The sequence below is a fragment of the Novipirellula artificiosorum genome, from assembly GCF_007860135.1.
Lineage (GTDB): Bacteria > Planctomycetota > Planctomycetia > Pirellulales > Pirellulaceae > Novipirellula_A > Novipirellula_A artificiosorum.
In genome coordinates this window covers 278,276-303,718 of sequence record NZ_SJPV01000004.1, presented here as the reverse complement: position 1 = coordinate 303,718, position 25,443 = coordinate 278,276, and the positions used below count along the sequence as shown (strand labels likewise).

The 25,443-nt window shown below is 56.2% G+C and carries 20 protein-coding genes; 10 read left to right on the top strand and 10 right to left on the bottom strand.

Translation table 11 applies throughout. From position 1 onward, the window contains the following. Positions 1 to 299 precede the first annotated feature (299 nt). Positions 300 to 3,053 carry a DNA gyrase subunit A gene (gene gyrA / locus Poly41_RS13615; protein ID WP_231615665.1) on the top strand — a complete coding sequence of 918 codons (2,754 nt, stop codon included), beginning with the start codon at positions 300 to 302 and terminating at the stop codon, positions 3,051 to 3,053. A gap of 300 nt (positions 3,054 to 3,353) precedes the next feature. Here the strand turns inward: gyrA and Poly41_RS13610 are convergent, their stop codons facing one another. Further along, positions 3,354 to 3,677, bottom strand: a complete 324-nt coding sequence (locus tag Poly41_RS13610) for a cupin domain-containing protein (RefSeq protein ID WP_146526726.1) — start codon at positions 3,675 to 3,677, stop codon at positions 3,354 to 3,356. Between the two features lie 340 nt (positions 3,678 to 4,017). Between Poly41_RS13610 and Poly41_RS13605 the strand changes: the two genes are divergently transcribed. The 3 genes from Poly41_RS13605 to Poly41_RS13595 are packed head-to-tail and all read left to right on the top strand — an operon-like array spanning position 4,018 to position 6,418. Beyond that, the gene (locus Poly41_RS13605; RefSeq protein WP_146526725.1) at positions 4,018 to 4,962 is read left to right on the top strand and encodes a universal stress protein; all 945 of its coding nucleotides are present in this window, start codon (positions 4,018 to 4,020) and stop codon (positions 4,960 to 4,962) included. Continuing rightward, complete coding sequence (locus tag Poly41_RS13600; RefSeq protein ID WP_146526724.1) at positions 4,959 to 5,933, top strand: universal stress protein; 975 nt, start codon at positions 4,959 to 4,961, stop codon at positions 5,931 to 5,933. The genes Poly41_RS13605 and Poly41_RS13600 overlap by 4 nt, the downstream gene beginning before the upstream one ends. A gap of 35 nt (positions 5,934 to 5,968) precedes the next feature. Further along, positions 5,969 to 6,418 carry a hypothetical protein gene (locus Poly41_RS13595; RefSeq protein ID WP_146526723.1) on the top strand — a complete coding sequence of 150 codons (450 nt, stop codon included), beginning with the start codon at positions 5,969 to 5,971 and terminating at the stop codon, positions 6,416 to 6,418. A 39-nt stretch (positions 6,419 to 6,457) separates the two neighbouring features. Here the strand turns inward: Poly41_RS13595 and Poly41_RS13590 are convergent, their stop codons facing one another. From Poly41_RS13590 to Poly41_RS13575, 4 genes are all read right to left on the bottom strand, one after another. Next, positions 6,458 to 8,461 carry a TolC family protein gene (locus Poly41_RS13590; RefSeq protein ID WP_146526722.1) on the bottom strand — a complete coding sequence of 668 codons (2,004 nt, stop codon included), beginning with the start codon at positions 8,459 to 8,461 and terminating at the stop codon, positions 6,458 to 6,460. Positions 8,462 to 8,646: 185 nt separating this feature from the next. Further along, the gene (locus Poly41_RS13585; RefSeq protein WP_231615643.1) at positions 8,647 to 9,375 is read right to left on the bottom strand and encodes an ABC transporter ATP-binding protein; all 729 of its coding nucleotides are present in this window, start codon (positions 9,373 to 9,375) and stop codon (positions 8,647 to 8,649) included. Further along, entirely contained in the window at positions 9,372 to 10,613 is a 1,242-nt protein-coding gene (locus Poly41_RS13580; protein ID WP_146526721.1) for an ABC transporter permease, read from the bottom strand. Before Poly41_RS13580 ends, Poly41_RS13585 begins: the two co-directional genes overlap by 4 nt. Beyond that, on the bottom strand, positions 10,613 to 11,869 hold the full coding sequence (locus Poly41_RS13575) for an efflux RND transporter periplasmic adaptor subunit (RefSeq protein ID WP_197231315.1): 1,257 nt from the start codon (positions 11,867 to 11,869) through the stop codon (positions 10,613 to 10,615). The genes Poly41_RS13580 and Poly41_RS13575 overlap by 1 nt, the downstream gene beginning before the upstream one ends. A 141-nt stretch (positions 11,870 to 12,010) precedes the next feature. On the opposite strand from Poly41_RS13575, the gene Poly41_RS13570 reads away from it, so the two are divergent. After that, positions 12,011 to 12,895, top strand: coding sequence for an alpha/beta hydrolase (locus tag Poly41_RS13570; RefSeq protein WP_146526719.1), 885 nt, complete (start codon positions 12,011 to 12,013; stop codon positions 12,893 to 12,895). Positions 12,896 to 12,959: 64 nt separating this feature from the next. Here Poly41_RS13570 and Poly41_RS13565 read toward each other — a convergent pair whose 3' ends face one another. Together Poly41_RS13565 and Poly41_RS13560 are read right to left on the bottom strand one after the other, a co-directional pair. Then, complete coding sequence (locus Poly41_RS13565) at positions 12,960 to 13,784, bottom strand: ParA family protein (RefSeq protein ID WP_146526718.1); 825 nt, start codon at positions 13,782 to 13,784, stop codon at positions 12,960 to 12,962. 142 nt (positions 13,785 to 13,926) lie between these two features. Then, positions 13,927 to 14,187, bottom strand: a complete 261-nt coding sequence (locus tag Poly41_RS13560) for a hypothetical protein (RefSeq protein WP_146526717.1) — start codon at positions 14,185 to 14,187, stop codon at positions 13,927 to 13,929. Between the two features lie 461 nt (positions 14,188 to 14,648). Between Poly41_RS13560 and Poly41_RS13555 the strand changes: the two genes are divergently transcribed. From Poly41_RS13555 to can, 4 genes are all read left to right on the top strand, one after another. Then, entirely contained in the window at positions 14,649 to 18,503 is a 3,855-nt protein-coding gene (locus Poly41_RS13555) for a S1 RNA-binding domain-containing protein (protein WP_146526716.1), read from the top strand. Between the two features lie 19 nt (positions 18,504 to 18,522). Next, entirely contained in the window at positions 18,523 to 19,017 is a 495-nt protein-coding gene (locus Poly41_RS13550) for a hypothetical protein (RefSeq protein WP_146526715.1), read from the top strand. A gap of 38 nt (positions 19,018 to 19,055) precedes the next feature. After that, positions 19,056 to 19,553, top strand: coding sequence for a hypothetical protein (locus Poly41_RS13545; RefSeq protein WP_231615642.1), 498 nt, complete (start codon positions 19,056 to 19,058; stop codon positions 19,551 to 19,553). Between the two features lie 122 nt (positions 19,554 to 19,675). After that, positions 19,676 to 20,326: a carbonate dehydratase gene (gene can, locus Poly41_RS13540; protein WP_146526714.1), complete on the top strand. Its 651-nt coding sequence runs from the start codon at positions 19,676 to 19,678 to the stop codon at positions 20,324 to 20,326. Positions 20,327 to 20,469: 143 nt separating this feature from the next. On the opposite strand, the gene Poly41_RS13535 is transcribed toward can, so the two are convergent. Next, on the bottom strand, positions 20,470 to 21,099 hold the full coding sequence (locus tag Poly41_RS13535) for an ECF-type sigma factor (protein WP_146526713.1): 630 nt from the start codon (positions 21,097 to 21,099) through the stop codon (positions 20,470 to 20,472). Between the two features lie 305 nt (positions 21,100 to 21,404). Here Poly41_RS13535 and Poly41_RS13530 point away from each other — a divergent pair, with 305 nt between their 5' ends. Further along, positions 21,405 to 22,499 (top strand): glycoside hydrolase family protein, encoded by a 1,095-nt coding sequence (locus Poly41_RS13530; RefSeq protein ID WP_197231314.1) that lies wholly within the window; start codon positions 21,405 to 21,407, stop codon positions 22,497 to 22,499. Between the two features lie 58 nt (positions 22,500 to 22,557). Here Poly41_RS13530 and Poly41_RS13525 read toward each other — a convergent pair whose 3' ends face one another. Then, on the bottom strand, positions 22,558 to 23,646 hold the full coding sequence (locus tag Poly41_RS13525) for a hypothetical protein (protein WP_146526711.1): 1,089 nt from the start codon (positions 23,644 to 23,646) through the stop codon (positions 22,558 to 22,560). A gap of 390 nt (positions 23,647 to 24,036) precedes the next feature. Beyond that, positions 24,037 to 25,437, bottom strand: coding sequence for a DUF1501 domain-containing protein (locus Poly41_RS13520; protein ID WP_146526710.1), 1,401 nt, complete (start codon positions 25,435 to 25,437; stop codon positions 24,037 to 24,039). Between the last annotated feature and the right edge of the window lie 6 nt (positions 25,438 to 25,443).

The following is a 25,443-nucleotide window of genomic DNA, read 5'->3' as shown; positions in this document are numbered from 1 at the left end:
GGAAGCCTGCGACTCGGATCTTGGCGTGCTCCCAAAGCCCCCTAAAGTGAAGGCTGTAAGTGTTGTCTGACAAAGACTTTGCGCCATTGGCCTGAATGCGTGGGGCCGTTGTGAGCCAAAGCCGAAATTGGTACACTGGGTCGCTTCATTCGTAGGGAAAAGGGTGCATCTCGCACCACCACTCACGCTAGGACACCACGTTGGCAGACGACGACAATAACAACGAAAACGGCGAAACCGAGGGCACGGCACCCCAGGAGGGTAACGGCGGGAATGCGGGCGGAGCCGGTGCGTTTCGGATGATCGATTTGCCGATCGAGGACGAGCTACGCGAGAGTTATCTGACCTATGCGATGAGTGTCATCGTCAGCCGTGCGTTGCCGGACGTGCGCGACGGCTTGAAGCCGAGCCAGCGGCGAATTTTGGTCGCGATGAACGACTTGAACCTCGGCCCCGGCAGCAAACGGGTCAAGTGTGCCAAGATCTCGGGCGACACCTCGGGCAACTATCATCCGCACGGTGAAAGCGTGATCTACCCGACGCTTGTTCGGATGGCTCAAGAATGGAACATGCGATCCTTGCTGATCGACAAGCAGGGGAACTTTGGATCCGTTGCGGGGCTGCCGCCGGCGGCGATGCGATACACCGAAGCTCGCTTGAGTCCGGTCGCAGCGGCCATGCTCGAGGACCTGAAACTCGACACGGTCGATTACATACCGACCTATGACGAAGTGCGGACGGAACCCACCGTGCTTCCGAGCAAGTTCCCGAGTCTGTTGATCAACGGCAGCGGTGGGATTGCGGTGGGGATGGCAACCAGCATCCCGCCTCACAATCCGACAGAGGTCTGCGAAGCGTTGATTCGCCTGATCGATCATCCGGAAACGACGATTGACGAGATTTGTGAGATCATCCCTGGTCCCGACTTCCCCACCGGTGGGATCATTTGCGGCCGTGCAGGCATCCGACGCGGCTACAAGACCGGTCGGAGTACGGTCGTCGTGCGGGCCCGTTGCCGAATCGAAGAAATGAAAGGCAACCGATCGCGAATCGTTGTCTCGGAGATTCCCTATCAGCAGTACCGTGACCGAGTGATCGAGAAGATTGCGGCATTGGTCAACGGCGACCGTATCAAGGGGATTTCGGGGATTCGCGATGAAAGCGACTTGAAAGAGCCGGTTCGGTTGGTGATCGAGCTGAAACGCGATGCCGATCCCGACGTGGTGCTGAACCAGTTGTACCAATTTTCGCCGTTGCAAGACACGTTCTCGTTGATCTTCTTGGCACTGGTCGATGGCAAGCCTCGTGAACTGACGATCAAGGAGATTTTGCAAGAGTTCTTGCGGCATCGCATCACCGTCATTCGCCGCCGAACCCAATTCTTGCTCGCCCGCGCCCGACGCCGAAAACATACTGTCGAAGGTCTGCTTTTGGCGCTTGCGGATATCGACAAGATCATCAAGACGATCCGTGAAAGCAAGACGCAACCCGAAGCCAAGCAGCGATTGATGCTGATCGAGTGTCCTGCGGCGATGCTCAAGCGAGCGTTGGGGGACGACGGGTTCTCTCAGTTCGTTCTGGAACGGGGTGAATCGGAAAACTACACCTTAACCAGCGTCCAGACCGACGCGATCATGCGAATGACGCTCGGCCAATTGGTGAACTTGGAGCAAGAAAAGCTGTCAACGGAGCATGCCGCCCTGCTTGCCGAGATCACCGATTACTTGGACATCCTTTCGAGTCAAGAAAGAATCAACGGAATCATCAAGGAAGACCTTGAAGAGATGAAACGTCGGTTCGGCGATAAGCGACGAACCGAAATCAGCATGGAAGAGCTGGGTAACATCGACTTGGAAGACTTGATTACCGAAGAAACGATGGTCGTGTCGATCAGCCATCGCGGTTACATCAAGCGGACCCCCACCAGCGTTTACAACACGCAGCGTCGCGGTGGCAAGGGATTGAAGGGGGCAAAGACCGATACCGAAGATCCTATCGAACATCTGTTTGTCGCCAGCACGCATGCCTATTTGCTGTTCTTGACCACGACGGGGAAAGTCCGTTGGCAAAAGGTCTACGATCTGCCTCAATTGGCGCGTGACAGCAAGGGGCGAGCGATCGTGAACTTGCTGAATTTGCAAGAAGACGAAAAAATTGCTGAGTGTTTGGCGATCCGTGATTTTGACCAAGCAGGCTACTTTGTGGTCATGGCAACGCGCAGCGGGCTGGTAAAAAAGACGCGGTTGGAACAATACAGTCGGCCAAAGAAAGGTGGCATCATCGCGATCAAGTTGCGAGAAGGCGACGAGTTGGTCGATGCGGCGGTGATCGGGCCCGGTGACGAAGTCGTCTTGGTCACCGCATCCGGTATGGCGATCCGGTTCCGAGAATCCGATGCGCGACCGATGGGCCGCAATACCTCAGGCGTCAAAGGGATTCGTTTGGTCGGTGACGACTGTGTGGTCGGGATGGTCGTCGCAGATCCCGAGGCAACGTTGCTGACCGTGTGCGAAAAGGGCTATGGGAAGCGAACCTTCTTTGGCCCCAATGCGGGACCCGGTGGCACTGCGGAATCGGGGGATGGCGATGCCGGAGACGAAACCGGAGACGAAGCCTTGGAAGAATCCGGAGACGATGTTGCTGCGGAAGCAGACTCGGAAGAAGAGAACAGCTCCTCCAGTGCACGCTACCGCACACAAAAACGGGGTGGCAAGGGCGTTCGCGATATTCGCACAAGCAAGCGGAACGGCAAAGTGATCGGAATCGCTCGTGTCACGGATGAAGATGAGCTGTTTATGATGACCGCCAACGGCAAGCTGCAGCGGATCAAGGCGGCCGACATCAACGTGATCGGTCGAAACACGCAAGGCGTCCGAATCATGAACGTGGATGAAGGGGACAGTCTAGTTGCTGCGGTTCGCGTCCCGCCAGAAGAAGAATCCGATGAGGAGGAGGGTGCGGATGTGGTGACCGTCGATGGAAACGTCGTCGTGTCCGATTCGGAACTCGAGATCGCACCCGATGATGACGAAGCATCCGATTCCGATTCCTAGCGCTCGCCTGGATGATTCGTTGGAGTGGTAGGCTTTAGCCGATTGCGTGCTGGATCCTTGCTGAATCGGCTAAAGCCTACGACTCCAACGTGCGCAGTCTGTTTGCGACTCAATCGGTGTAAGCTGATTGCATGCAAAGGGTTTCGGGGAATACGTTTGGACGGGTGAATCATCCGGGTTAGACGTGGGCGGTTTCGCACACGGATTGTGATCCGGCGTTGACGTTGGCAATCCGTTGATGTTGGTAATCCGTCGTGCGATCCCGTACTTGCGCAAGACCGAGAGACGGCTCGGGCGGTTTCATTCTTCGTTTCGAAAGAACACGCCCAGCCAAACCGTCGGTCGAGAGCTGCTGGTTGACTCGACGCGATGCCTCTGATGAGCATCGATCAGCAGATGGTCCCCCGGTCTCATCGTTAACGCAGTTCCGTCTTCAAATATGAGTTTGGCCTCGCCCTGCAACAGGGCCACCCATTCGTGTTCCTCTTGGTCGTACCAGAAACCTGGTGGACTGGCGTGCCCCATGGAAACGATCCGCTCGACGCGCACCTGTGAGTTCGATGCGAGAACCGTAACGAGTTCTTCGGCAAGAGAGGTTGGCAACGGATCAAATAGGTTCGTCAATGCAAGCGTCTCACTTCGCGATTTAGTGTGATTCAGTCGATGGACCGCCCGGTGGGGGAATGCCCGTCGGGTGAGAGCCGCGGTTTCGGGCGAGTCTCGTTGCGGTCTGGAGCAGAAGGCAAGCGGCCCTGATCCGGTCACGGCTGTTTTAGCCTTATTTCGAGCTTACCAACAGAACGGACGATAAGGTAAACGACGAAGCGCGCGATATCGCTCAGCGAGTGCGTCCTGTCGCGCTTCGAGTTACTATTGCATGCCAAAATGATGACAAATGGAGTATGGCACTGCGATTGCAGCACAACTTGGACGCATCCCATTCTCTTTGTCCGAGGGCTATTCGATGAGACGAGTTTTGTTAGCAACGGATGGTTCCAGCTTTGCGGAAGAAGCAGCTTGGTTTCTGGCTCATGTTCCCCACAGCGAAAAATTGCATCTGACCGTGATGACCGCGCTGCAAATGCCGCTGATCAATCGTCGCTATCCGGTTCATGGGTTGATGTCGGCCTTTGCGGACCGAGAACGGGAATTTGCAGAGAAGACGTTTGCGTCCATTGCGGAGATGTTTGAGGGCGCTGACGTCGTGCTTGACTCGGTCTGTGTCGAAGGCCACGCGAGCTCGCAAATCATTCAAGCGGCAAGGGAACGCAACGTGGACCTGATTGTTGTCGGCGCGCAAGGCCACTCCGAGGTTCGTCGGATGCTATTGGGCAGTACCAGTGACGAGGTGGCGACGAGGGCGGAATGCAGCGTTTTGGTTGTTCGGCCAACCGGAATCCGAAACGCCGATCGGCCGCTGCGAATCGCAGTCGGCTTCCAGGATTCGGTGCCGTCTCGCGCGGCGGTCGAGGAATTTTGTGAAACCACATGGGGCATTCGGACCGACGTCCATGTGGTCACGATTGCGTCGTACATTTCCGCGTTTCTAAACGAGATCGTCGTGGATCCCACGTTGGTGAAGGACGCGGCAACCAAGGCGCTCAACGGAGCCGCCGTTCGACTGCACGAAGTGGCGCCACATACGATCGCTCACCTTGTCGAAAGTGATCACATTGGTGAGGGGCTTGTCAAGTTTGCGGAACGCAACCAGACCGATATCATGGTCGTGGGAGAGTCGCCGCACGGCGTCTTGAATCACGTGTTGCTCGGCAGTGTCACGCGGTACGTTCTGCGGCACGCGCCATGCAGCGTTTGGATCGCTCGGAACGTCTTAACCACCGATGCCACGCATACAACCGCCCAGCATGACATCCACGCCGACGCTGCCCCCGAAGGGGTCGAATCATGAAACGGTTCAAGAGCATTTTGGTTTATGCGGACCAGGACCAACAGGAAACGGCGATCCGTCGTGCCATCACGTTGGCGATGGAGAATGATGCCGACTTGACGATCATGGAAGTCATCAAACCGCCATCGCGAGCGACGTGGTTTGTAACTCAATGGGCCGACCCCGCCGAGCTTCAACGCTTGATCGTCGAGGATCATCGGAAACAGCTTATGGAAAGGGCCAGTGAGTACATCGATACAGGCATTGCCATCGACGTCGTTGTGAAGGTGGGGGATCCCGCATGCCAAGTCGTCAAGAAAGTGATTGACGATGAACACGACTTGGTGATCAAGACAGCCGATGGCTTATCGTTGGCTGGTCGGATTTTCGGTAGCGTGTCTCGTTCGCTACTGCGGATCTGCCCCTGTCCCGTATGGGTGCTGAAGCCGGAGGTCCATGGTGACTTTGATCAAATCGTTGCAGCGGTTGATTTGGATACAGACGAACCGGTTCATTTGGCTCTCAATCAACAAATCATGGAGTTGGCGTTCGCGATCGCGGAACGCGATGCGGCAAATGTGCATGTCGTCAGCGCATGGGATTTGTGGATGGAACGATCGCTGCGGCGTCGTTCGGGTCATGCGGAAGTCGATGCCGCGTTGTCGGCTTATGAGCGGAAACTCCGCGATGCACTGGACACGTTGGTCGAGGCGCAACACGGACAACCCAAGAGCGTGGAGGTCCATTTCATCCGCGGCAACCCCTCCGCTGTGATTGAATCCATCGGAGAAAAACACGAGGTCGACTTGATTGTCATGGGAACCGTCTGTCGCAGCGGCGCGGCTGGATTGCTGATTGGCAACACGGCCGAGTCCTTGCTTGAACATGTAACCTGTTCGGTTTTAGCGCTGAAACCCGAAGGATTTGTTTCGCCTGTTCAAGAGCATGGTTGCGAAAGCGGTACGGATGACGAACAATTGCCGTTGATCTAGAACGCCCTGAGGCCCTTTTTTCAAAAGACTCTCTCATGAACCGTACGCTTGTCACCTTGGTCGTCGTCTCGCTTGCTTGCTTCACCTGGCGCTCGGCCACCAGCGTCCCGCCAACCGGTCCCGCCGACCAACCAGCGAAACCATTGGAAAAAAGGGCAAACCCTAAAATAGTCGTCCCGTTAATGCACATGAAGTTGGATCATTCCAAAGCGATTCTCGAAGGATTGACGATGGAAGACTACGACGCCATTCTGACGAATGCGAGTGCCCTTAAAGTGCTGAGCATGGAAAGTGGCTGGAACGTCGTGCAGACCGAAGAGTACACGACGCAAAGCCGTGATTTCCAACGCACCGCTCAATTGATCGTCGACGCCGCGAAAGAGAAAGACATGAGCCGCGCGACGCTGGGGTACGTTGCCATGACCGTTCGCTGCGTCGAATGCCATTCTTACATGCGGAAGCTTGAAGAAAGAAAGGAGCGTTGATTTCAACGCTCGCCGGTAGCGTCAGCCTTCGCCAAGCTTCTAGCGTCGAAACGCTTGCTTGAGCCAATCGGAAAAGGAACGTGACGATTGGATTTCGGGCAACAGGGCGTCGATTTCTTCATCTGTCATCGGACCCTGCTGGCCATCTATTTGTTCGAACTCGACCTTTTCCTCCAAGTCATGTTTCCTTGGGCCTTCTGTGCGTTCGGATTCCGATTCGGCGTCTCCGTCTCGTTTGATCGGATCTACCAAATTGAAGTATTCTTCGGAGGGTTGGTCACTGCTGGGGTATTGACTGATGCTATCGCTCGGACGTCGTGCGTACGGATAGCAATGATCCGGCCCGAGTCTTCCGAGCGGTCCGATGGAGGCAAAGCGTTCTTCGAAAAAGACAATCCCGTGCGATTCGAGAATCGCCCCGGTTTGTAGCTCCAACACGGCAAGCCCTGTGTTGTATTGTGCCAGCGACTGGGCTTCCGAGCTGACGGCATTTCCCCAATCGACGATAGCCTGCAAGACAACGATGAAGTTCAAACTGCCGGTGCGATAACGCTCACGCTGGGCGTCAAGGTTAACGCGAGCGGCTCGGCGGACCGCTTGGAACCGTTCGTATTGTGCATAGTATTGATCGAGGTTTCGCAGACTGACCGCCAACAGATGTTGCATTTGATGCAAGCCTTGTTCCAAGTTCTCTTGGTCCCGTCGCAGAATCAGTTGTTGAGCACGCAGTAGCGCCCGGTCACGTCTTAGCCCGAGCGGCACCGAAAAATTCACTCCGAGTGCCCAGTCGTTGAACTGGCCATCCCCAGATCGAATTCGATTCCCCGCGGGCACTTCTCCTTCCAAACCATTCCAACGATACAAGGCGACACCCTCAAGCTTCGGTCTCGCCTGGTTTTTGGCCAACAGCAGCCTTTGGCGATCGGCGTCCAAGACCAGTTTCAGTTCAATGATGTCGGGCCGTTGCCGTTGGCCCATTTCATTGATTGCGTTCCAATCGATCTCGACCGGTTCGTCCATCATGGGGGTCGTGGGGATCATCCGCACCGCCTCGAAAGGCGGTAACCCGAGGATGTTCATCAGCGCGGCTTGTCGCTGCAGCACATTTGCTTGGGAGACCAGGAGACTTGCCCGAAAATTTTCGAGTGCCACCTCCGTCTGGGCGAGGTCCCCGATGTTGGCATCGTCAGCATCGACGCGCGCCTGAGCACGCTCGAATGCGAACGTGACCTGTTGGACCTGTTGTTCTCGAGCCCACAGGTCTGTCTTGGCAAACACCAGCGACCAATAGGCTTCGATCACACCTTGCACCAATTGCTGAACACTGTCTTTGTACTGAAAGAACGATCGCTCGGTATCGATACGCGCCAACACAATCGGTACCTGGTTCGCTGCGATCCCTGCACCGCTCAGTAGCGGCTGGGTGTAACTGAATTCCGTCGCCGTGCGATCCGACGGATTCAGGGGAAAGGTTCCCGGCTGAAAACGATTTGAGTTGGATCGTAACGCCAATGCTGAGGTGCCTCCCAACAGGTTTTTTTGGGATAGCCCAAAATCGAATCCGTAACGATCGTTGCGTCCCCCACCGATGATCGCTTGAGTCGGATCGAGGGGATCAAAAACCGCGATCGGGTCCTCCGTACGATTCCAACTGTTGTTCGCCTGCAATTGCGGGTCGAACGCAGCTCGCTCTTGGTCGATGCGAGCGTTCGTAATCGCCACGTCATAGATTGTCCGACCACTCGTGCTTGCCGTCACGCCAGTGAGAAACCGAACGACCTCCGAGTTGGCTAAGGCGATGTTGATCGCCTCGTTCAGTGGAAGCTGACGCGTGGGGAGATCCGCTTGCAGATCCGACAACGTGGGCGGACGTGGTGTCAAAGGTGCAGCCACCTGTCTCATCTGGGACGGATCACGCACCTGCAAACGCTGCTGCTCTTTCCGCCAAACCGTCCACGTTTCCTCAGCAAGGTTCACTTGAAAGGAATGGGAAAGAATGATAGCAAAAAGCAAACCGTATCGACCGAATTGCGAGATGTTCATGTCCTTCGGATTCGGTCGATGGTGCCCCGAGATTGATCCGTGCCGGTTTTGCCACTACGACCGGAACGACGGCGTGTACGTTCGGTTACAGAAGTTCGGTTTGTGGCGGTTGTGCCAAATCGTTAGAGTTTGCGTTTTGGCCCGCTAGCATTCTGGGGCAGATGGAAACAGGAACTCCGACACGACTACGATTCGTCGACATTCAATGCGTCCACCACGCGATGGAAGTCGGTCGTGTCTTCGACGACTTCTCCATCACGCAGCACAATCGTCCGCCGAGCGTTGCGTGCGACGTTTTGGTCGTGTGTGACCAAAATCACCGTGATCTGATTCGTATCATTCAGTTCGCGAAACAACTCGATCACTTCCCGGCTGGTTTTCGAATCGAGGTTGCCGGTGGGTTCGTCCCCCATCAAGATCGAAGGGCGATTGACAAGGGCTCGAGCAATGGCGACGCGTTGTTGTTGCCCGCCCGACAACTGGCTGGTGTGATGATAGAGCCGGTCGCCGAGTCCTACCTTCGTCAGCATCTCTTTAGCTCGACTGCGGCGTTCTCGGGCCGACACACCCCGAGCGTACATCAGTGGCAGTTCGACGTTTTCGAGTGCAGAGGTTCGGTTGAGCAGATTAAAGTTCTGGAACACGAACCCCAATTGACGATTCCGAAGTTTCGCGCGTTCGTCTCGCGTCATCGTGACGATTTCTTCGCCGTCGAGCAAATAGCTGCCGTGCGTGGGTCGGTCGAGGCACCCGAGCGTGTTCATCAATGTCGATTTTCCGCTACCGGACGGGCCGACCAACGCGATGTATTCACCGAGTTCAATGTCCAAGGTTACGGTGCGCAAGGCGTGTACTTTGACTTCGCCAAGATCATAGACTCGCCGCACATCTCTCAGTTCAATCAACGCCATCATTCATATCGCAAGGCATCAATGGGGTCGAGCCGACTGGCTCGCCGAGCCGGGTAATAACCGAAGAAGATGCCGACTGCGGCAGCAAACACCATTGCCACGGCCGCCGCTGGCAGTGAGACGATGATTGGCCAATCCTGTGCGGGACTCAACTCGTTGATTAGCATGGTTGCACCGACCGATGCCGCTGTACCTAACGCGACCCCAATCGCCCCTCCGATGCTCGACAACACAACCGACTCGATCAGGAATTGCCGCAGAATATCCTTGCCTCGAGCGCCAATGGCCATGCGGATTCCAATTTCTCGCGTTCGCTCGGTGACACTCACCAGCATGATGTTCATGATTCCAACGCCGCCCACAAGCAGCGAGATACCGGCGATCGCAGACAGCATCAGCGTCAAGGTTCCCGTGATGATGCCGAGCATCGCTGCGATTTCGGTCGTGCTTTGAACCTGAAAATCAGCCGGTTCACCAAGCGGAATCTCATGCCGTTCGTAAAGGAGTTGTCGGATTTGCTTTGTCGCCGCAGTCATTTGGCTTGGCGATCGCGCCGAAACCATTAACGCATGAACGTTCTGCATTTTTGATCCATAGAGCCGTTTGCTGACCGTGGTGTGTGGCATCAAGATCAGGTCGTCTTGGTCGTCGCCAACCATGTTAGCACCCTTCTTCTCCAAAACACCAATCACACGAAAGGGAATGTTTTGAATACGGATTTGCTTTCCGATTGGATTGCTGGTTTGAAACAGCTTTGAAATTAAGCTTTGGCCGATGACACAAACTTTGGCACTGGAGTCCATTTCGTCCAGCGTAAAGAAACCACCCGCTTCGAGGTCCCAATTGCGTACGGTCAGGTAGTCGGCCCCAACGCCGAGCAGTTCCTTGGGGTTTGCATTGGAGTTTCCATAGATCACTTGCCCTCCGAACCAAAGGACCGGTGACGATGCGAGGACCGTGCTGCATTGTTGACCAATCGCGACGGAATCGTCGGCTGTCAACGTCGGCGCACCCGCCTGCTGGACCCCGCCTCGTTCAGTGCTTCCTGGAAGCACCAAGATCACGTTGGTTCCGAGTGCCAAGAATTGATTTTGCACCAGAGTGCTCGCACTTTGTCCAATCGACACCATGGTCGTCACGGCGGCGATGCCGATTACCACACCAAGCACCGTCAGCGCCGCTCGCATCTTGTTTTTCAGCAACGCACGGATTGCGATTCGAAGCGTGTCAAGGAACGTCATTAGGTTTCCTGTCCCGTGACCAACTGATCACCTTCTTTTAAATCGCCCGAAACCAGTTCGGTGTATCGGTATTCCGTCAATCCGGTTGTTACCTCAACAGCTCGCAGGAACTCGCCTTCAACCACCCAGACGTGTCGTTGATTGTTGCGGCGTCGGGCATCCGCTTTCTCGCCAGCCGAAATCGCTTCAGGGTTTTCGTCGTCCTCTTTTTGACTGGCCCAACGAGAACTATCAAGCAGTTTGCGGTCTTCGCTTCGCACCCACTCCACATTTTCCGGGTAGAAGCGCAGCGAAGCATTTGGGATTTTCAGAATGTCCTTTTGGGAATCGACGGCAAAGGAAATACTCGCCGTCATTCCCGGCAATAGTTTCAGATCCGTGTTCGACGCGGCAACCAACACCGGATAGGTCACCACGTTCTGCGTCGAGACACTGCTGAGCCGAATCTGTTCAATCTCGCCGTGAAAGAGTTCATCCCGGTGGGCATCCACCGTGAACTCAACCGGTCGAGACGCTTCTTTCGCTTCTTGAATCATGCCAATGTCCGCTTCGTCAACCGAGGCGAACACATGTACTTTTTTCCGCAGGTCGGGGGCCACGACAAACAGCTCGGGGGTTTGAAATGCAGCCGCCAAGGTCTGTCCCGGATCAATTTTGCGATCGATCACCACGCCGTCGACCGGAGCGGTGATTTCGCAATACTGTAAGTTTGCTTTGGAATTGTCGAGCGTCGCCTGCGCCTGCAACACCGACGCCTTGGCAAGCTTACGCTGAGCCTGCAGCGTCTTGACTTCGAAAACCAGTGCGTCCATTTCACGATCCGACAAAAACGCTTCGTTGCGCTCGCGGAGATTCTGGCCACGTTTGTAGTTGTTCAGTGCTTGTTGTAACTGGCCCTCGACCCGTTCGACTTCGGCTTCACGTGTCGTCAAAGTGGCTTCGTCGCGTTGAACATTCGCGATAAAGAGCCGCGGATCGATTCTGGCCATGATGTCACCCTCGGTGACATCGTCGTTGAAATCGACATTCAGCTCCACGATTGGCCCGGATACAAAGGATCCAACGGAAACTTTGAGTACCGGCTGGATCGTGCCTGTCGACGTCACAAAACGAGTGATGTCGCCACGGACGATTTCGTCGGTCTCCCATTTGACTCGGTTTCGCTCCTTCCAATACCGCCGCACCGGTTTGTACGCTGCCGCCACAGCACCGCCGATCACCAGCAGTAGCAGCATCAGTTTTACCAGGGTTCTCATGAATAGACGGTTACGCAACAGAAGAGGGTACGGGGCAAATCGAGCCGGATAGCCTATCATAGTCAGAAGTCGGTGAGACCTCGTCGTTCTCGCCCTATCGTTTTTGTAACATTGTGTATCTAAGTGTTCTCGAGTTTGCCCATGACAGATTCCCCATCCCAGACCAAGCCCAAGCGGGGCTCGTTGTTGCGTAAGGTTCGCGCCGCGTCCGGGACGGTGGCGATCACCTACGGGATCCTCTGTGCGGGGCTTGTCGCGATGGAAACGCGGTTGGTCTACCCAGGGGCCTACATGGACGCGGATACCAGCAGGAGCTTGAATTCAAGTCCTGCGATCGAGACGGTTCACTATGAATCGGCTGCGGCCGTATCGCTGTCGGGGCGGCTGCTGGAACGCCGCAAAGGTGATCGTATCGTCTTGTTCTTTCATGGCAATGCGACCAAGGCGATTTGGGAAGATCGTCTTATCGAACGGCTGGCCCGCAACTTCAACGCGACGGTGATGGCGGCCGAATACCGTGGATTTGATGGCGCCCGCATCACGCCCACCGAAAAGGGCGTCGTGATGGACTGTATTGCTGCGCGTGATTACCTTTGTCGCCGCTACGAGAAGCGACCGGACGAAATCATTCTGTATGGTCAATCGCTGGGCGGCGGATGCGCTGCGGCCGTAGCAGCCGATGGCAGTGCGAAGGCCTTGATACTGGAACGCACGTTTGATTCCACCGTCGATGTCGCAGCCAAGATGTATTGGTTCATCCCGGTACGCTTGCTGATGCGAAACCGATTTGACTCGGTCGAGCGGTTGAGAACCTATCAGGGGCCGTTAATCCAGATCCATGGTCGCAGCGACGAAATCCTCCCGATCGAGAATGCTTCCCGGCTGTTCGATTCTGTCGGCTCCGAGAACAAGCAATGGATCGAAGTCGAGCAGATGGGGCACAACGACCGGCTTCCCGATTCGGTGCTTCGTAAAACGGTCGATACACTCCTGCGAATGGAGCGGTTGAAGTCAACGCAAATATAGAGTGCATGCGTTAGGCTGCCGTGCCCCCTCGTCAGCACGCGGATGCGCGAATTCCAGCAGCACCTTATGCGGCTGCTTTGACGGCGGCGCCCGTCGCGGTAGAGGTTTGTGCAATAACTTCCTCGGCCAGCGATTGGTAATCGACCGCCCCGTTACTGTCCGGTGCGTACTGAAAAATCGACTGACCGAAACTGGGAGCCTCTGCGAGTCGAATATTGCGGCGGACCCGCGTCTCGAAAAATTTGGCACTCCGATAAAACTCGCGTGATCCCTTGCTGGCAAGAAAGAAATCGGTGATGTCGGTGCTAACTTCGGCTGCCAGCCGGGTATTCGAATCATACATGCAAAGCATCACGCCCGAGAGCCGCAAGTGGCTATTCAAACGCCGAGAAACGACTTCAACGGTACGGAGCAGCTTGCTCAGCCCGTGCAACGCTAAAAAGTGGGGTTGAAGCGGCAAGAAGACCTCGTTGACCGCGACGAGTGCGTTGACGGTCAAGACGCCCAAGCTTGGCGGGCAATCGAGAATCAAGTAGTCAAACGATTCGTCGTCATCTTCAAGCTTGTCGCGAAGGATCATTTCGCGTCCAACTTCACCCGCCAATTCCAATTCAGCCGCTGCGAGGTCCAGATTCGAAGGCACGACACACAGACGGTCGTTGACTCGGCGCCGCGCTTGAGCCATCGAGGCGTCACCACATAGCACTTCGTACATACTTGCCTCGCCATCGATGGCCGTGATACCAAGGTGCAACGAGGCGTGAGCTTGTGGGTCGAGGTCCAACAAGCAGACGCGATGGCCACGATCGGCAAGGGCAGCCGACAGATTGACGGAGCTGGTGGTTTTTCCAACACCACCCTTTTGGTTAATCACAGCGATCGAACGCATTGTCTCTTTCCTTCGTGGGATGAGTCAACTCTTGGGGGTGAGCCTTTTTCCGGGCATCACCGATCCGCTAAGGATCTTGCGGTAAAAGAGGTGCCAGGTACTTTTGGTGTGAAATACGTAACACCTCTTCAACCGTTCATGGCTAAGCCGCTTCTTGGCGGCAATAGTGCTGGTACGCTAATAGCACGTCATACAGGTCCGAGTCGATACGAACCGAGTCATCGGCGAAATCTTGGAGCCAGGTCCGCTTCGACCGAGCCGCGTCCATCAGCAACGGGACGAGTTGCTTGAGCGAGACATCGACGGTCCTTGGGGCTGCGACGCCCGTCAAACGATCAAGTTCTCGTTGTTGGCGGTCAGCCTTGGTGGAGATGGAAATAACTCGGAATTTCGATTCTGGCATCAGTTTTCGGCTATCAGGTTGGTTTCGCGGCGAGGGCCAGGAAAAACAGCGGGACGGTTCAACTCGGTGCTAAGAAAGACGTACACACTTTGGCGTTTCCACGGCAAGGCAAGCTAGGAATGCCCAGCAAAGGATGTCTCCCCTGCTGGTATCGACTTTGCGGGTTAGGAGGGTTGAGCCAAATTCGTAGATTTTTCCAGTTCGCTTCTGCCCGCCGCTCGGCACCGGTTTGCTGCCTTCCTGACTCGCTGGCTGGTTGACATTTCCGCGTTTCGGCGCTATCTTCGCCCTCCGCGGTAGGTCGAGTTGCAATCGGCCTGTGAAACAAACTGCCAGTAGTACCGCTGTGAAACATCCAGCTGCTGGTTTTCCAAGCTTCGGGCGACCTGCTTTGCTGCTGGCGTGGATGGAACGCACGCTTGTGGCTAACGAATCGCACCTATGAATGAGACCGACTTGCGATGACTGTCGATCTAGAAGCAATTGCCCGACGCGGGCGTTGCGAGGAAACGAATTTACGAATTGCATTGCCCTTAATCGAGCAGGGTTATTCACCGCCATTTCTGGCACGTTACCGCCGCGATGAACTCGGTGGGCTCGATGAAGCGAGCCTGTGGGCGCTCGCAGAGGCGGTCGGAGCGGAAAAGATGCTGGCCGCTCGCCGCACGGAGCTGCTCGCCGATTGGAAAGCGACCCCGTTAGCTGATCCGGCGCTCGGTCGTGCGATTGAAAAAGCCAATAGCAAGCGGATGCTCGAACGGCTGGCGCGCCGTATCAAACTGGAATCGAACCAGGCGGTGGATCCAGGGACCAGGTTGGCGGTGCGGGTTCTGAATCCCGAGAAAGGGGATAGCGACGATTTCCAAACGCTTGCCGAAGCGGTCGATGGGCTTGAGAAGGCCGAAGAAGCGATCGGAAATCTTGAAGAATCGCTCGCGCGTCGGCTCGCGGGTGACCCGCGAATGATCAACGCCGCGGTCCAGTGGCTCAGCAAGCACGCTCGAATTCACGTCGCCGAGATCAGCGATCCGCATATCGGTAGCGACGACGCGTCACCAGGCGACTCCAATTCCGGCGATTCTCCGACAAAGGGCAACGGATCAAAGGCCGAAGATACCCAAGAAACGACGGCTTCCATCGTATCGGCGTCGGCAAAGCCGGCTGCCGTAACGGAATCGGCTGCCGATGTTCCGCCAACGGCCGAGGCGGCGGATGTGACGAGCGCTGCCGGCCCCGATGCTGCCAGTCCCGATGCTGCAGAGTCGGAAGCTGAAAGTGTGGACCCCGTTGCGGCCGTGACCGAACCCTCAGCGGAGACCGCGCAACCCCCTGCCGCCACCGAGACTCCTGCCGCCACCGAGGCTCCTGCCGCCACCGAGACTCCAGCCGCCACCGAGACTCCAGCCGCAACCGAGACTCCAGCTGCAACCGAGACTCCCGCTGCAACCGAGACTCCTGCTGCAGCCGAGACTCCTGCGGTGGTCAAGCCGATCACTTCCGCGAAGGAAATCACGGCGAAAAAGCCTGATCCCTCAAAGGCAAAACCCACCTCGCCCAAAAAGCAGAAAAAAGTTTCGCCACGTCAGCGGCGGCGGCGTTGGTTGATGAGCGTGCTGAAACCGCTCGAAGGCAAACGGATCGTCGCAAACAAACTCAGCTCGTTTCAAACCGTCATGCTGGCGCGTGCACTGCGAAGCCAAGTCGCTCAGTGTTCGTTTGAATACGACGCAAACAAGTTGGTTGAGGAACTCCAAAACACGGCATCGCGAATCAACTCGCGACTCGGCGATACACTCCAACACGTCGTTGTCGAGAACGAGGCGGACATCCGCGGGGCTGCAGAAGCTGCCTGGTGGGATGAATTGCAAGAACGAGCTTCGGGACGGTTGCTTGGAATCGCGGCGGACCACCTGCGTGGCCAAGTCAATCGTGGTGGCGTGGAAGCCAAAGTCATTTTGTCGATTGACGCGGTAGGGCCGCGCACGGCAGCAGCTTCGATCGTTTCCAGCGACGGTCGCTTGTTGCATTGTGAGGATTTGCCCTGCCAGCTGTCAGCCGCAATGCGATCGCAGGCGGTACTTCGCATGGGTGAGCTGATCCACACCTACCACGTCGATTTGATCGTCATCAGCAACGGTCCAGCACGGCGTGGCTGTTTGGTTGCGATTAGCGAATTGATCAAGCAATCACCCGAAAACTCGATTCGCTGGACCCTGGCCGATCGCAGCGGGGCGGACGCTTACGCAGGCAGCCCGATCGCGGATCAAGAGATGCGATCGACGCCGCGCCGATTCCGTGCTGCGTCATGGGTGGCGTTCTCGGTCATTCAACCTGCACAGGCGATCGCCAAAGTGGATCCGCTCAAGTTGCGGTTGGGCTCTTTCCAACGCGAATTGTCCGATCACGCTCTGTTGGAAGTTCTTGATGATGTGATCGTTTCTGGCGCGTCGCGAGGTGGCGTTGATGTGAATTCGGCACCTCCATCATGGTTGAGTCGTCTGCCAGGGGTGACCGAAGCGGTTGCCGAAGCGATCGACCAAACACGTCGAAACGCGTTGTTTGCTTCGCGCGATCAACTGAGCACCTTGTCAGGTTGGCCCGAAGCTGCCTCCCTTCGCCAAGCTCTGCCATTTTTGCGTGTCTTTGGGAGCGATGAACCGCTCGATGGCACGCTGATTCATCCCGATGACTATCCGCTCGCAAAGAAGTTGGCCGCTGCTCTCGAAGTGGAAATGCCACCTTCGGCACCCCCCGGTTACGAGCCTCCTGATTTCAGCGAGGAATCCAAGCCGGCGGCTGAGGGATCCGCGGAGGGACAACCCGGAACCGACGAAGCGTCGGCGGCGGGTTCGGCGGACGACGGCGCTGGTTCAATCAGTGAAACCGAGACCACCGCTGCTGAGAAACCGTTTGGCCCCGAGGATACCGCGCCCCAAGAGGCAGCAGCCGAAGAGACAACGGTCAGCGGCGATGCACCGGCGGACGAGGTGGAGCCGCAGACCGAAGCAGCCGATACCACTGCGACCGATTTGGAAACGGTGGATGCTTCATTAAGTAGTGAAGCGGCCCCAAGCGAATCGAGTGTTGGGGATGCCGATGCACCGGAGTCATCAAACCCAGATGCTGAAGTCACCGCGGAGAACCCGGGGCAGTTGAGTGCCGAACCCGATGCGGTTCGCCGACCGCTGCCGGATAAGGCAAAGGTCGACAAGTGTGTCAAGGAATGGCAGATTGGATATCGACGAGCGTACCAGTTGGTACGTTGGCTTTGTGATCCGTTTGGCGACATTGATGTTTCCTATGGCGTGTCCCACGGCGTTTTGTCTTCGGTTCCTTCGCTCAAGACATTGAAACCGGGTGACCAAGTCATTGGGGTTGCTGTCGGCGTGATGCCGTTTGGTGTTTTCGTCGAGTTGGCGCCGGATTGCAGCGGATTGATTCACGTCAGCAAGGTGTCCGATCGGTTCGTCGAGGATTTGCATGAAGCGGTCCAGGTCGGTGACGTGGTCACGACTTGGGTGACCGGCATCGACGAGAAGCGTCGTCGCGTAGCCCTCAGTGCGATTTCACCAGAACGCGAGGCCGAAATTCAGGAAATGCGCCAACAGCGCAGCCCAAGAGGTCAAGGAAACGCTCGCGGCCAAGGTGGACCTCCACGCGGAAGCGGACAGGCACGAGGACGTGGCGGCAATGACTCGCAGCAGCGCGGCGGCGGTCAGCCCGGGGGCGCAAGGGCCGGGGATTCACGTTCATCCGGCTCGGGCGACCGGTCGGCTGGCGGACGCGATCGAGCGCCAAGCCGTGGTGGTTCGGGGCGTGGTGGCGAGCGAGGACGTGGACGTGACAACCGCGGACGAGACGGTCGTGGTGGCGGCCGAGGACGTGAAAAACAACCCGAATCGTATCGCGTCGTCAGCAGCAAACCGGTGGAACCGATTTCGGATGCGATGAAAAAGGGTGCCGAGCCGCTCCGTTCGTTCGGTGATTTGATGCAGTTCATGTCGAAGCCAGAACCCGAAAAGAAGCTAGAACCCAAGTCCGAAGCAGCACCGACGAGTGATGTCGTGACCGAGGCTCCCGTGACCGAGGCTCCCGCGACCGAGGCTCCCGTGACCGAGGCTCCCGTGACCGAGGCTCCCGTGACCGAGGCCGCTGGGGCCGACTCCTCAACCTCGATTGCGAATTCGCCACCCCCTGCTGCGGAACCGACGGTCCCTGACGCCGAGGCGCCTTTGAGTGCACCCCCAGCCGCGGTTTCTGAGCCAGCGGCCGCGGAGGGTCAGCCGAAGTCGCCGCCCACGGATTCCCCTGCCTAAACGAGCCGACGTATCAAGTATGAGTGACGATTTTAACGCAAGGCTAGAGTCGGCGATCGAGCGAGGAAAGCACCGAGCGTCGCAGAAGGTATCGGCCGAGCGGCAGCAAGAATTGACGGCCGAAGAATTGAAGCGGATGCACAGTTCGCTGCGGTTGTCGCTGTCGGAACGGATTGAGAAGTCGATCCACCGCGTCGCGGACCATTTCCCGGGCTTTCGTGTTGAATCGCTAATCGGAGAAACGGGATGGGGTTCGGCATGCTATCGCGATGATCTGCGCATTGCAGCGGGTCGGCGCAGCAATCAGTACAGCCGCTTGGAAATTGCGATTCCCGCTTACAGCGATTTGCAGGTCTTGGAATTGCGTGGGAAAGGCACCGTGATGAACCGCGAACTTTTCAACCGCAACCATTTCGTGCCCATTTCCGAGGCAGATGAAGTTGCATTCGAGAAAATGATCGATGCGTGGGCGATTGAATACGCCGAGGTTTACGCGGCAAAGAGCAGTCTCTAAGTCTTGTCGGTACTGAAACGCGAGTGGGGGGAGGATGCATGGTGAATTCGCTGAAGATGCAGCCCACCTTTCAGGTGGATTTGCCGATTGGCGCCGATGACGCAATCAAAAAAATAGGCGATTCGATCCGTACGCGTGAGTCGCTCAAGTACGCGAAGGCTGCGGGCCATTGCGCGGATTTTTCGGTGGATCCAGCTCAACGCCGTTTTTGGTCACCTCATTTGTCGATTCAGGTTAGCGATACCGAAACCGGTTCACAGCTCTTTGGACGCTTTTCTCCTCGTCCAGAAATATGGACCTTCTTCATGTTCATCTATTTCGTGATGGCCTGTTTGATTTTCGGAGGCGCCGTATGGGGGTATGTTCAGTGGTTCATGAATGATCGTCCTTGGGCATTGATGCTGGTTCCGATTAGCATTCTTGTGATTGTGATGTTGCACTTTGCGAGTTTGATCGGCCAAGGGCTCAGTCGCGATCAGATGGAACAACTGCGGACTCAACTTGACGAGACGTTGTCGCCTTGGCTTCCCTCTTAAGCAACGAACGGACAATACATGTCGTCGCACAGGCTGCCAGCCATCACGGGCTAGAAGCCTGTGCTCGAATCCGACACGGAATAACCGCTCGTTCCTAAAGACTTTCCACTGGAGGATTCGTTGTGCGTTTGCTAAAAGACCTCTTTGACAAGAACCGAGCATGGGCGGCCCGCAGCGTTGAGGCGGATCCTCAATTTTTTGAGCGTCTTTCGCACTTGCAGTCCCCAAAGTATTTGTGGATCGGGTGTGCCGATAGTCGCGTTCCAGCGAACCAGATCGTAGGGCTCGATCCCGGTGAACTTTTTGTCCATCGCAATATCGCCAACTTGGTCGTTCACACCGACTTGAACTGTTTGTCGGTCATGCAGTTCGCGGTTGAAGTGCTCAACGTCGAACACATCATCGTCTGCGGCCACTACGGATGCGGCGGTGTTTCGGCAGCGCTGTTCAACAAGGAACTGGGACTCAGTGAAAACTGGATTCGTCACTTGCAGGACGTCGTCCGGATTCATCAATCGCGACTTGATGAAATCGAAGTTCCGCGAGCCCGCTGTGATTTGTTGTGTGAATTGAACGTCGTTGAGCAGGTCATGAACGTATGCCGCACGACGATCGTTCGCGAAGCATGGAGGTGCGGCCAATCGCTCGCCGTGCATGGATGGATCTACTCGCTCGACGACGGCCGGTTGCGTGATTTAAACACCAGCATCACCAGCAGCAACGAGATGGTGCCGTTCTACGAAAACACGCTCGATCGGCTAGGTCGAAAATAGATTGTTTCGAGTGGGCAACGTCGGACAGAGCGTCTAACTTAGGAAATGAGTCAAACCAAGGATGACGACCACGACGTGGTCAAAGAGGGTAGCCGTGGGCGAAGCGCAGCGATGCCTTTAAGCGAAGCACGGGACCCTGTTTTTCAAGTCGGTGGTTCATCGCGATCGATTAACTCCTGGCGACACTTTTCACGAATCAGATTGAGCCGACGTTCGATCGTTCGCTCCGAGCACTGCATTCGCTCGGCTAGGTCGGCGTTGGAATGGCCTTCCATCTTTCCGATCGCGATTTCTTGCAACTGCCCACCACCAACGTGCTCGTCGCCAAGGAGTTTCAGAAGCTGATCGAAGGATTCGGTCATCATCAGCACCATCTCCGGCGTCGGTTCGTTACCAATCACTTCGATCATCGCTTGTTCATCACCGATGCCATGAATCGGCTGGACCTTTGCCGTCGCGCCCCGGCGTTGACGCTGGTCGTGCCGTCGCTTGTCGACCACTTTTCGAGCAGACATCTTCAACAACAACCGCCAAAGATCATCGCGGCCCGCCAAATCGGGAAAACGTCCCTGTTCGGCTGCCCGATAGAAGCTCTCGAAGACGCTGAGGACGATATCCTCCTCGTCCGAAACGCCACGGTTCTGACCTCGCAGTTTCGCTTGAGTCATGCGAACGAGTCGATCGTAGTAGTGATGCCAGAGCTGATTGGCTGCGACCGAGTCGCCAAGTTTGACCTGATCGATCCAGTGGCTAACATTGGTGCTGTTTGGCATAATCCCTTGGATTCCTCCACGATGCAATGGAAGGTGGTTTGATGCAGATGAATCGACAGTCGCGATGATTGGTCTTCGCCGCCATGTTTGCTTTAACACACATGTTAACGCCCGGTGTGTTGCTGGCGGAGGAGCCTCCCCCATTTACTCATCATGTTAACGGACGCACAACCCGCCTATGCCAAGATCGAACAAACGCTGAATGCCAATCTGCATCGGTGGATAATTTTGCAACAGGACTACGTGCCGCTTCCCATCGCGTAGGACACCCCCTTTCTCTATCGCTAAGTTCAGGGCCTCTTTCTATGCATCGCTTCCTTGCGTTTTTTGTCGTCCTGACCTTCACGTTCTGTACTCCATGTCACGGTGAACGACGGTCGCTTGATCCAAAAATCGACTCGGTCGAGCAGCTTCGCACACACTACAGTGGCGAAATTCTGCTGGAAGGAAACAAGCTTACTTTTAAGCGATCGGGTGTGATTGCGTTTGATCAATCGAATCGCGGGTTTATCTGGAATGTTCCTCCCTCCATTACCCATGTCGTTGTTGGCGACGGTGTGATGGTAGACGGTGCCTTGCATTTACATGGTGACTGTTTGATCGAAGGGGTGAACCGCGAGCACTCTGGATTCTTTGGCACGTACCATCAAGCGTGGCCACAGAATCACGACATCAAGGCATACAAAATTTGTACGATTCAAGGTTTCGGTGACGGTACGATTACGGTCCGGAATTTGACGTTCAAGAATCCACGGGGTTTCTTTATCCGCGGTGGTGATAGCCCAGTACACCTCAGCCAGTGTGATTTCCTCGAGACACGGCCCGGTTATCACAATCACAGTGACGGTTTCGAAGGTGGCCCCGGCTCCACGATCGATCAATGTCACTTTGATGTGGGTGACGATGTGATCAAAGTCTACAACGATGTCACGGTCACCCACACGACGATCGTGATGGGCATCAACTCGGTTCCGATTCAATTTGGATGGGGCAGCTATGGCAGTGGTGCCAAGGGCATTTTTCGCAATGTCAAGATCTACGGAAACGTGGGGCGAGGGCCCGCGGGGGCGACGCTGGTGGCTCGAGCCGGTCGCTATGAGAAATCGGTCGTGCTGGAAGACTGCAGCATTGACACTCCCAACGGTGCCCTGTTTCATCTGCACCCCGAAGCCGCCGATTCGTTGATTCAGGTGACGATCAAGGGCACGCCGATTCGGATCAAGGCGTTTGGCCCGATTTCCACGGAAACGAGGATCACGATCAACGGTGCGCCCTACGCCCCCGATACGAAACAGACTCGATGGGACTATCCCTTAGCCAAGCCTGTGGGATGCTCGCGAGCATTGCCTATCATGAGGCGTGACGCACAGCCCTCTGATGAGCCAATACTCCGATGGTGAGACGCTTGAAACTTCTCGACCACCGGCCTCATGGAGACGGCGATAGCCGAGCCGATGGCTACTCCGTTGCGTCCGCCGGTAGGCCGATTTCGAGCAGGGCTCGCAATCCCTCGTCTTGGAATGACAGCTTGGTCTGAATCTCTTCGCCTGGGCTTAGAATCGCTGGGGGGCTTGGACCTGCTTTTGGTTCCAAGTGGTAGCCGTGCAGCGTCGAAACAAACGTGCCACGTTCCTCAGACCAAACGTAGCGGCCGCCGGCCGGCTCGAATAGCTGTTCACCAAACAATCTTTCATCGACCTTCGCTGGATCTCGGTCTGGGTACCGTCCTCGCAAATGGTTTAAGATCGGCAAATTGCTCCATGCAATCCGGTTCGCTCTTCGGACGCCGCTTGCGAAGTTCACGCGTGCCATGACCTCCATTCCCTCTGCGGTGGTTCGCATCATCATCTTCACTTGCGCCAAAATCGATGGGTGCAAGATCGCGGGCTGATGGGTTTGCATCAAAATGGCAAGGTCGGTTCCCGTGCGGAAGTACGGATCGCTGCCCGTGATCGCAACCTCGTCAATCAACCCCGCCCCTACTTGTCGTGTCAGCGCATTGAGCGGTATTGCCAAGGACTCCATTGCCAGGTGCCGGAACATCGCGCTGCCGGCCATTTCTTCCGACCACAAGCGTTGAAAGTGACGTCCTTTGGCGCGATGGAAATCATCGGGTTCCGGCTTCTCTGTTGGGACCGCATCGACTTCAAAATCGAACTTCGCCAGCACGCTTCGGCTTGGCGTGTCCGGATGACGTCGACCGATGAAAATGCTTCCCGAAATCCGTTTCCCGGCCGGCTTGCGACCGATGATCCGATAGCCCTGCAGTGCATTATTTCGGTGTTCAGGTTCCAGATAATAGGCTTCACAGTCATTCGGCACGGCAAGGTGCGGCGTCGTATCCATCTGGTGAAATGACGCCTCGATGATCGCCGGATCCGAAACGATGTGTGACTCGTCGAATGGAGCAATCAATCGGGGAACATCAATTGCGAATAGGTCGAAGGGTGCCCGTGGGTCTCCGAGGGGCTTGTCAGCAGATGTCGCTGGGCAGCAAACCAGACTGAGGAACACCGTCGTCAAGCCGCAGCAATGGATCACACGCATCACGCCCTCAAGTTGTTTGTGTTTTTTGGGCTCATCCGACCGAAGCGCGCGGAACCCAGACTCAAGGTTTTTTGGAGGTATGGCTCCGGTGTCCAATGATCTCTTAGAAAAGAGTCCCCGACGGTCGGTCGTCCGCCGGGAACCGGTAGCACCCTTGGCGCACCGTCGACCGGGATATCCCTTGTCAAGTTGCACCTCTGCAGAGCTCGACTCCGTTTCTACCGGCAACTGCACGATAACAAGTGAAAATAGCTCCTGCCAGCAATGATTGGACACCGGAGAGATGCCTCGAAAACCTCCTGCGCACGCTTCCGCCGGATGAGCACCCTGCAGTCGTTTGCGAGGCAGCGTGGTCTTCCACCGGCCACGGTCACCGTTGTGGACAAGTTGCTACGCGATCAAATCATCAATCACCTTGCCGCCGAATTGACTGAGCTGTTTAAAACGCCCCGCGTGATAATACGTCAGCTTATTATCATCCAAGCCAAGCAGACGCAGCAACGTAACATGGAAATCACGTACGTGATGCACTTCTTCGACCGCAGTCATTCCCGTCTCATCCGTGGCTCCAATCGTGTGGCCCGCATTACACCCTCCCCCGGCCATCCAAATGGTCATCGCATTGGGGTTGTGGTCACGACCGTAGGCGACTCCACCACGGACACCGTTATCTGGGGTGCGTCCAAATTCGCCGCACCAGACGATCAGCGTGCTGTCCAAAAGTCCTCGTTGTTTTAGGTCTTTGATGAGCGCAGCAATGGGTTGGTCTACGCCCCGAACAAGGTTTCCGTGTGCCCGATGGATGTAGTCGTGGCTATCCCATGATCCGTTGTAGAGTTGAACAAATCGCACACCTTTTTCGACCATTTTGCGAGCGAGCAAGCACTTGCGACCAAAGGGTTCGGTCGCGGCGTTGCCGATGCCATACATCGACAACGTCTTTTCATCCTCGCCGGAGATGTCAATCGCCTCTGGTACTTCCATTTGCATTCGGAAAGCCAACTCGTAGCTTTCAATTCGGGCACTCAGATCATCGTGGCCGGGATGCTCGACTGCGTGCCGGGCATTGATTTCGCTGAGAAGGTCCAAGTTCGCCCGTTGCCGCTCCGGAGTGACACCGGCCGGTGGCTGCAAATCAAGAATGGGCGACCCCTTGGGCCGCAGCGGCGTACCTTGATAGTAGGCCGGCAGATACCCGTTGCTCCAATTGGCAGCCCCTCCCTGCGGATAGGAAACTTCGGGAAGGACCAAGAAGCCAGGCAGGTTTTGGTTTTCGCTACCTAGCCCGTAAGTCACCCAAGCGCCGAGTCCTGGATCACCGCCGAAGCGATTGCCACAGTTCATCTGGTACATGGCGGTTGGATGATTGACGCTATCGACTTGGCAACCGCGAAAAAAGCAGAGGTCATCGGCAACACTTGAAAGATGCATCCAGTTCTCAGCCATGTCCGCGCCACTCTCGCCGTGCTTCTCGAATGGAAACGGGCTCTGGACGTAATAGCGTTTGCCGCTTTCCATCGCCGATTTCTGCACGCCTTCGCGAGTGAACTCTTTGAGGTGCAACTGCGCCAGCGACGGTTTCGGGTCAAAGGTGTCGATGTGCGACGGCCCACCTTCCATCATCAAGAAGATGCAGTTCTTCGCCTTGGCAGGGAGGTGACACTTTCTGGGGGCGAGCGGATTGGGTTTCTCGTCGGCCCTTGCTTCATCGGCAAGCAACGAAGCAAGAGCCACGCTACCCAGCGACGTTCCGAGACGGAACAGACTCTCGCGACGATTCATGTTTGGCATGGTACT

Coding starts and splice junctions, on each gene's coding strand:
- Poly41_RS13550 (WP_146526715.1), top strand. CDS start 18,523: ATGAGTGACGATTTTAACGCAAGGCTAGAGTCGGCGATCGAGCGAGGA.
- Poly41_RS13530 (WP_197231314.1), top strand. CDS start 21,405: ATGCATCGCTTCCTTGCGTTTTTTGTCGTCCTGACCTTCACGTTCTGT.
- Poly41_RS13525 (WP_146526711.1), bottom strand. CDS start 23,646: ATGCGTGTGATCCATTGCTGCGGCTTGACGACGGTGTTCCTCAGTCTG.
- Poly41_RS13565 (WP_146526718.1), bottom strand. CDS start 13,784: ATGCGTTCGATCGCTGTGATTAACCAAAAGGGTGGTGTTGGAAAAACC.
- Poly41_RS13570 (WP_146526719.1), top strand. CDS start 12,011: ATGACAGATTCCCCATCCCAGACCAAGCCCAAGCGGGGCTCGTTGTTG.
- Poly41_RS13580 (WP_146526721.1), bottom strand. CDS start 10,613: ATGACGTTCCTTGACACGCTTCGAATCGCAATCCGTGCGTTGCTGAAA.
- Poly41_RS13575 (WP_197231315.1), bottom strand. CDS start 11,869: ATGAGAACCCTGGTAAAACTGATGCTGCTACTGCTGGTGATCGGCGGT.
- gyrA (WP_231615665.1), top strand. CDS start 300: ATGATCGATTTGCCGATCGAGGACGAGCTACGCGAGAGTTATCTGACC.
- Poly41_RS13605 (WP_146526725.1), top strand. CDS start 4,018: ATGAGACGAGTTTTGTTAGCAACGGATGGTTCCAGCTTTGCGGAAGAA.
- Poly41_RS13595 (WP_146526723.1), top strand. CDS start 5,969: ATGAACCGTACGCTTGTCACCTTGGTCGTCGTCTCGCTTGCTTGCTTC.
- Poly41_RS13590 (WP_146526722.1), bottom strand. CDS start 8,461: ATGAACATCTCGCAATTCGGTCGATACGGTTTGCTTTTTGCTATCATT.
- Poly41_RS13535 (WP_146526713.1), bottom strand. CDS start 21,099: ATGCCAAACAGCACCAATGTTAGCCACTGGATCGATCAGGTCAAACTT.
- Poly41_RS13585 (WP_231615643.1), bottom strand. CDS start 9,375: ATGATGGCGTTGATTGAACTGAGAGATGTGCGGCGAGTCTATGATCTT.
- Poly41_RS13600 (WP_146526724.1), top strand. CDS start 4,959: ATGAAACGGTTCAAGAGCATTTTGGTTTATGCGGACCAGGACCAACAG.
- Poly41_RS13545 (WP_231615642.1), top strand. CDS start 19,056: ATGGTGAATTCGCTGAAGATGCAGCCCACCTTTCAGGTGGATTTGCCG.
- Poly41_RS13555 (WP_146526716.1), top strand. CDS start 14,649: ATGACTGTCGATCTAGAAGCAATTGCCCGACGCGGGCGTTGCGAGGAA.
- Poly41_RS13520 (WP_146526710.1), bottom strand. CDS start 25,437: ATGCCAAACATGAATCGTCGCGAGAGTCTGTTCCGTCTCGGAACGTCG.
- Poly41_RS13560 (WP_146526717.1), bottom strand. CDS start 14,187: ATGCCAGAATCGAAATTCCGAGTTATTTCCATCTCCACCAAGGCTGAC.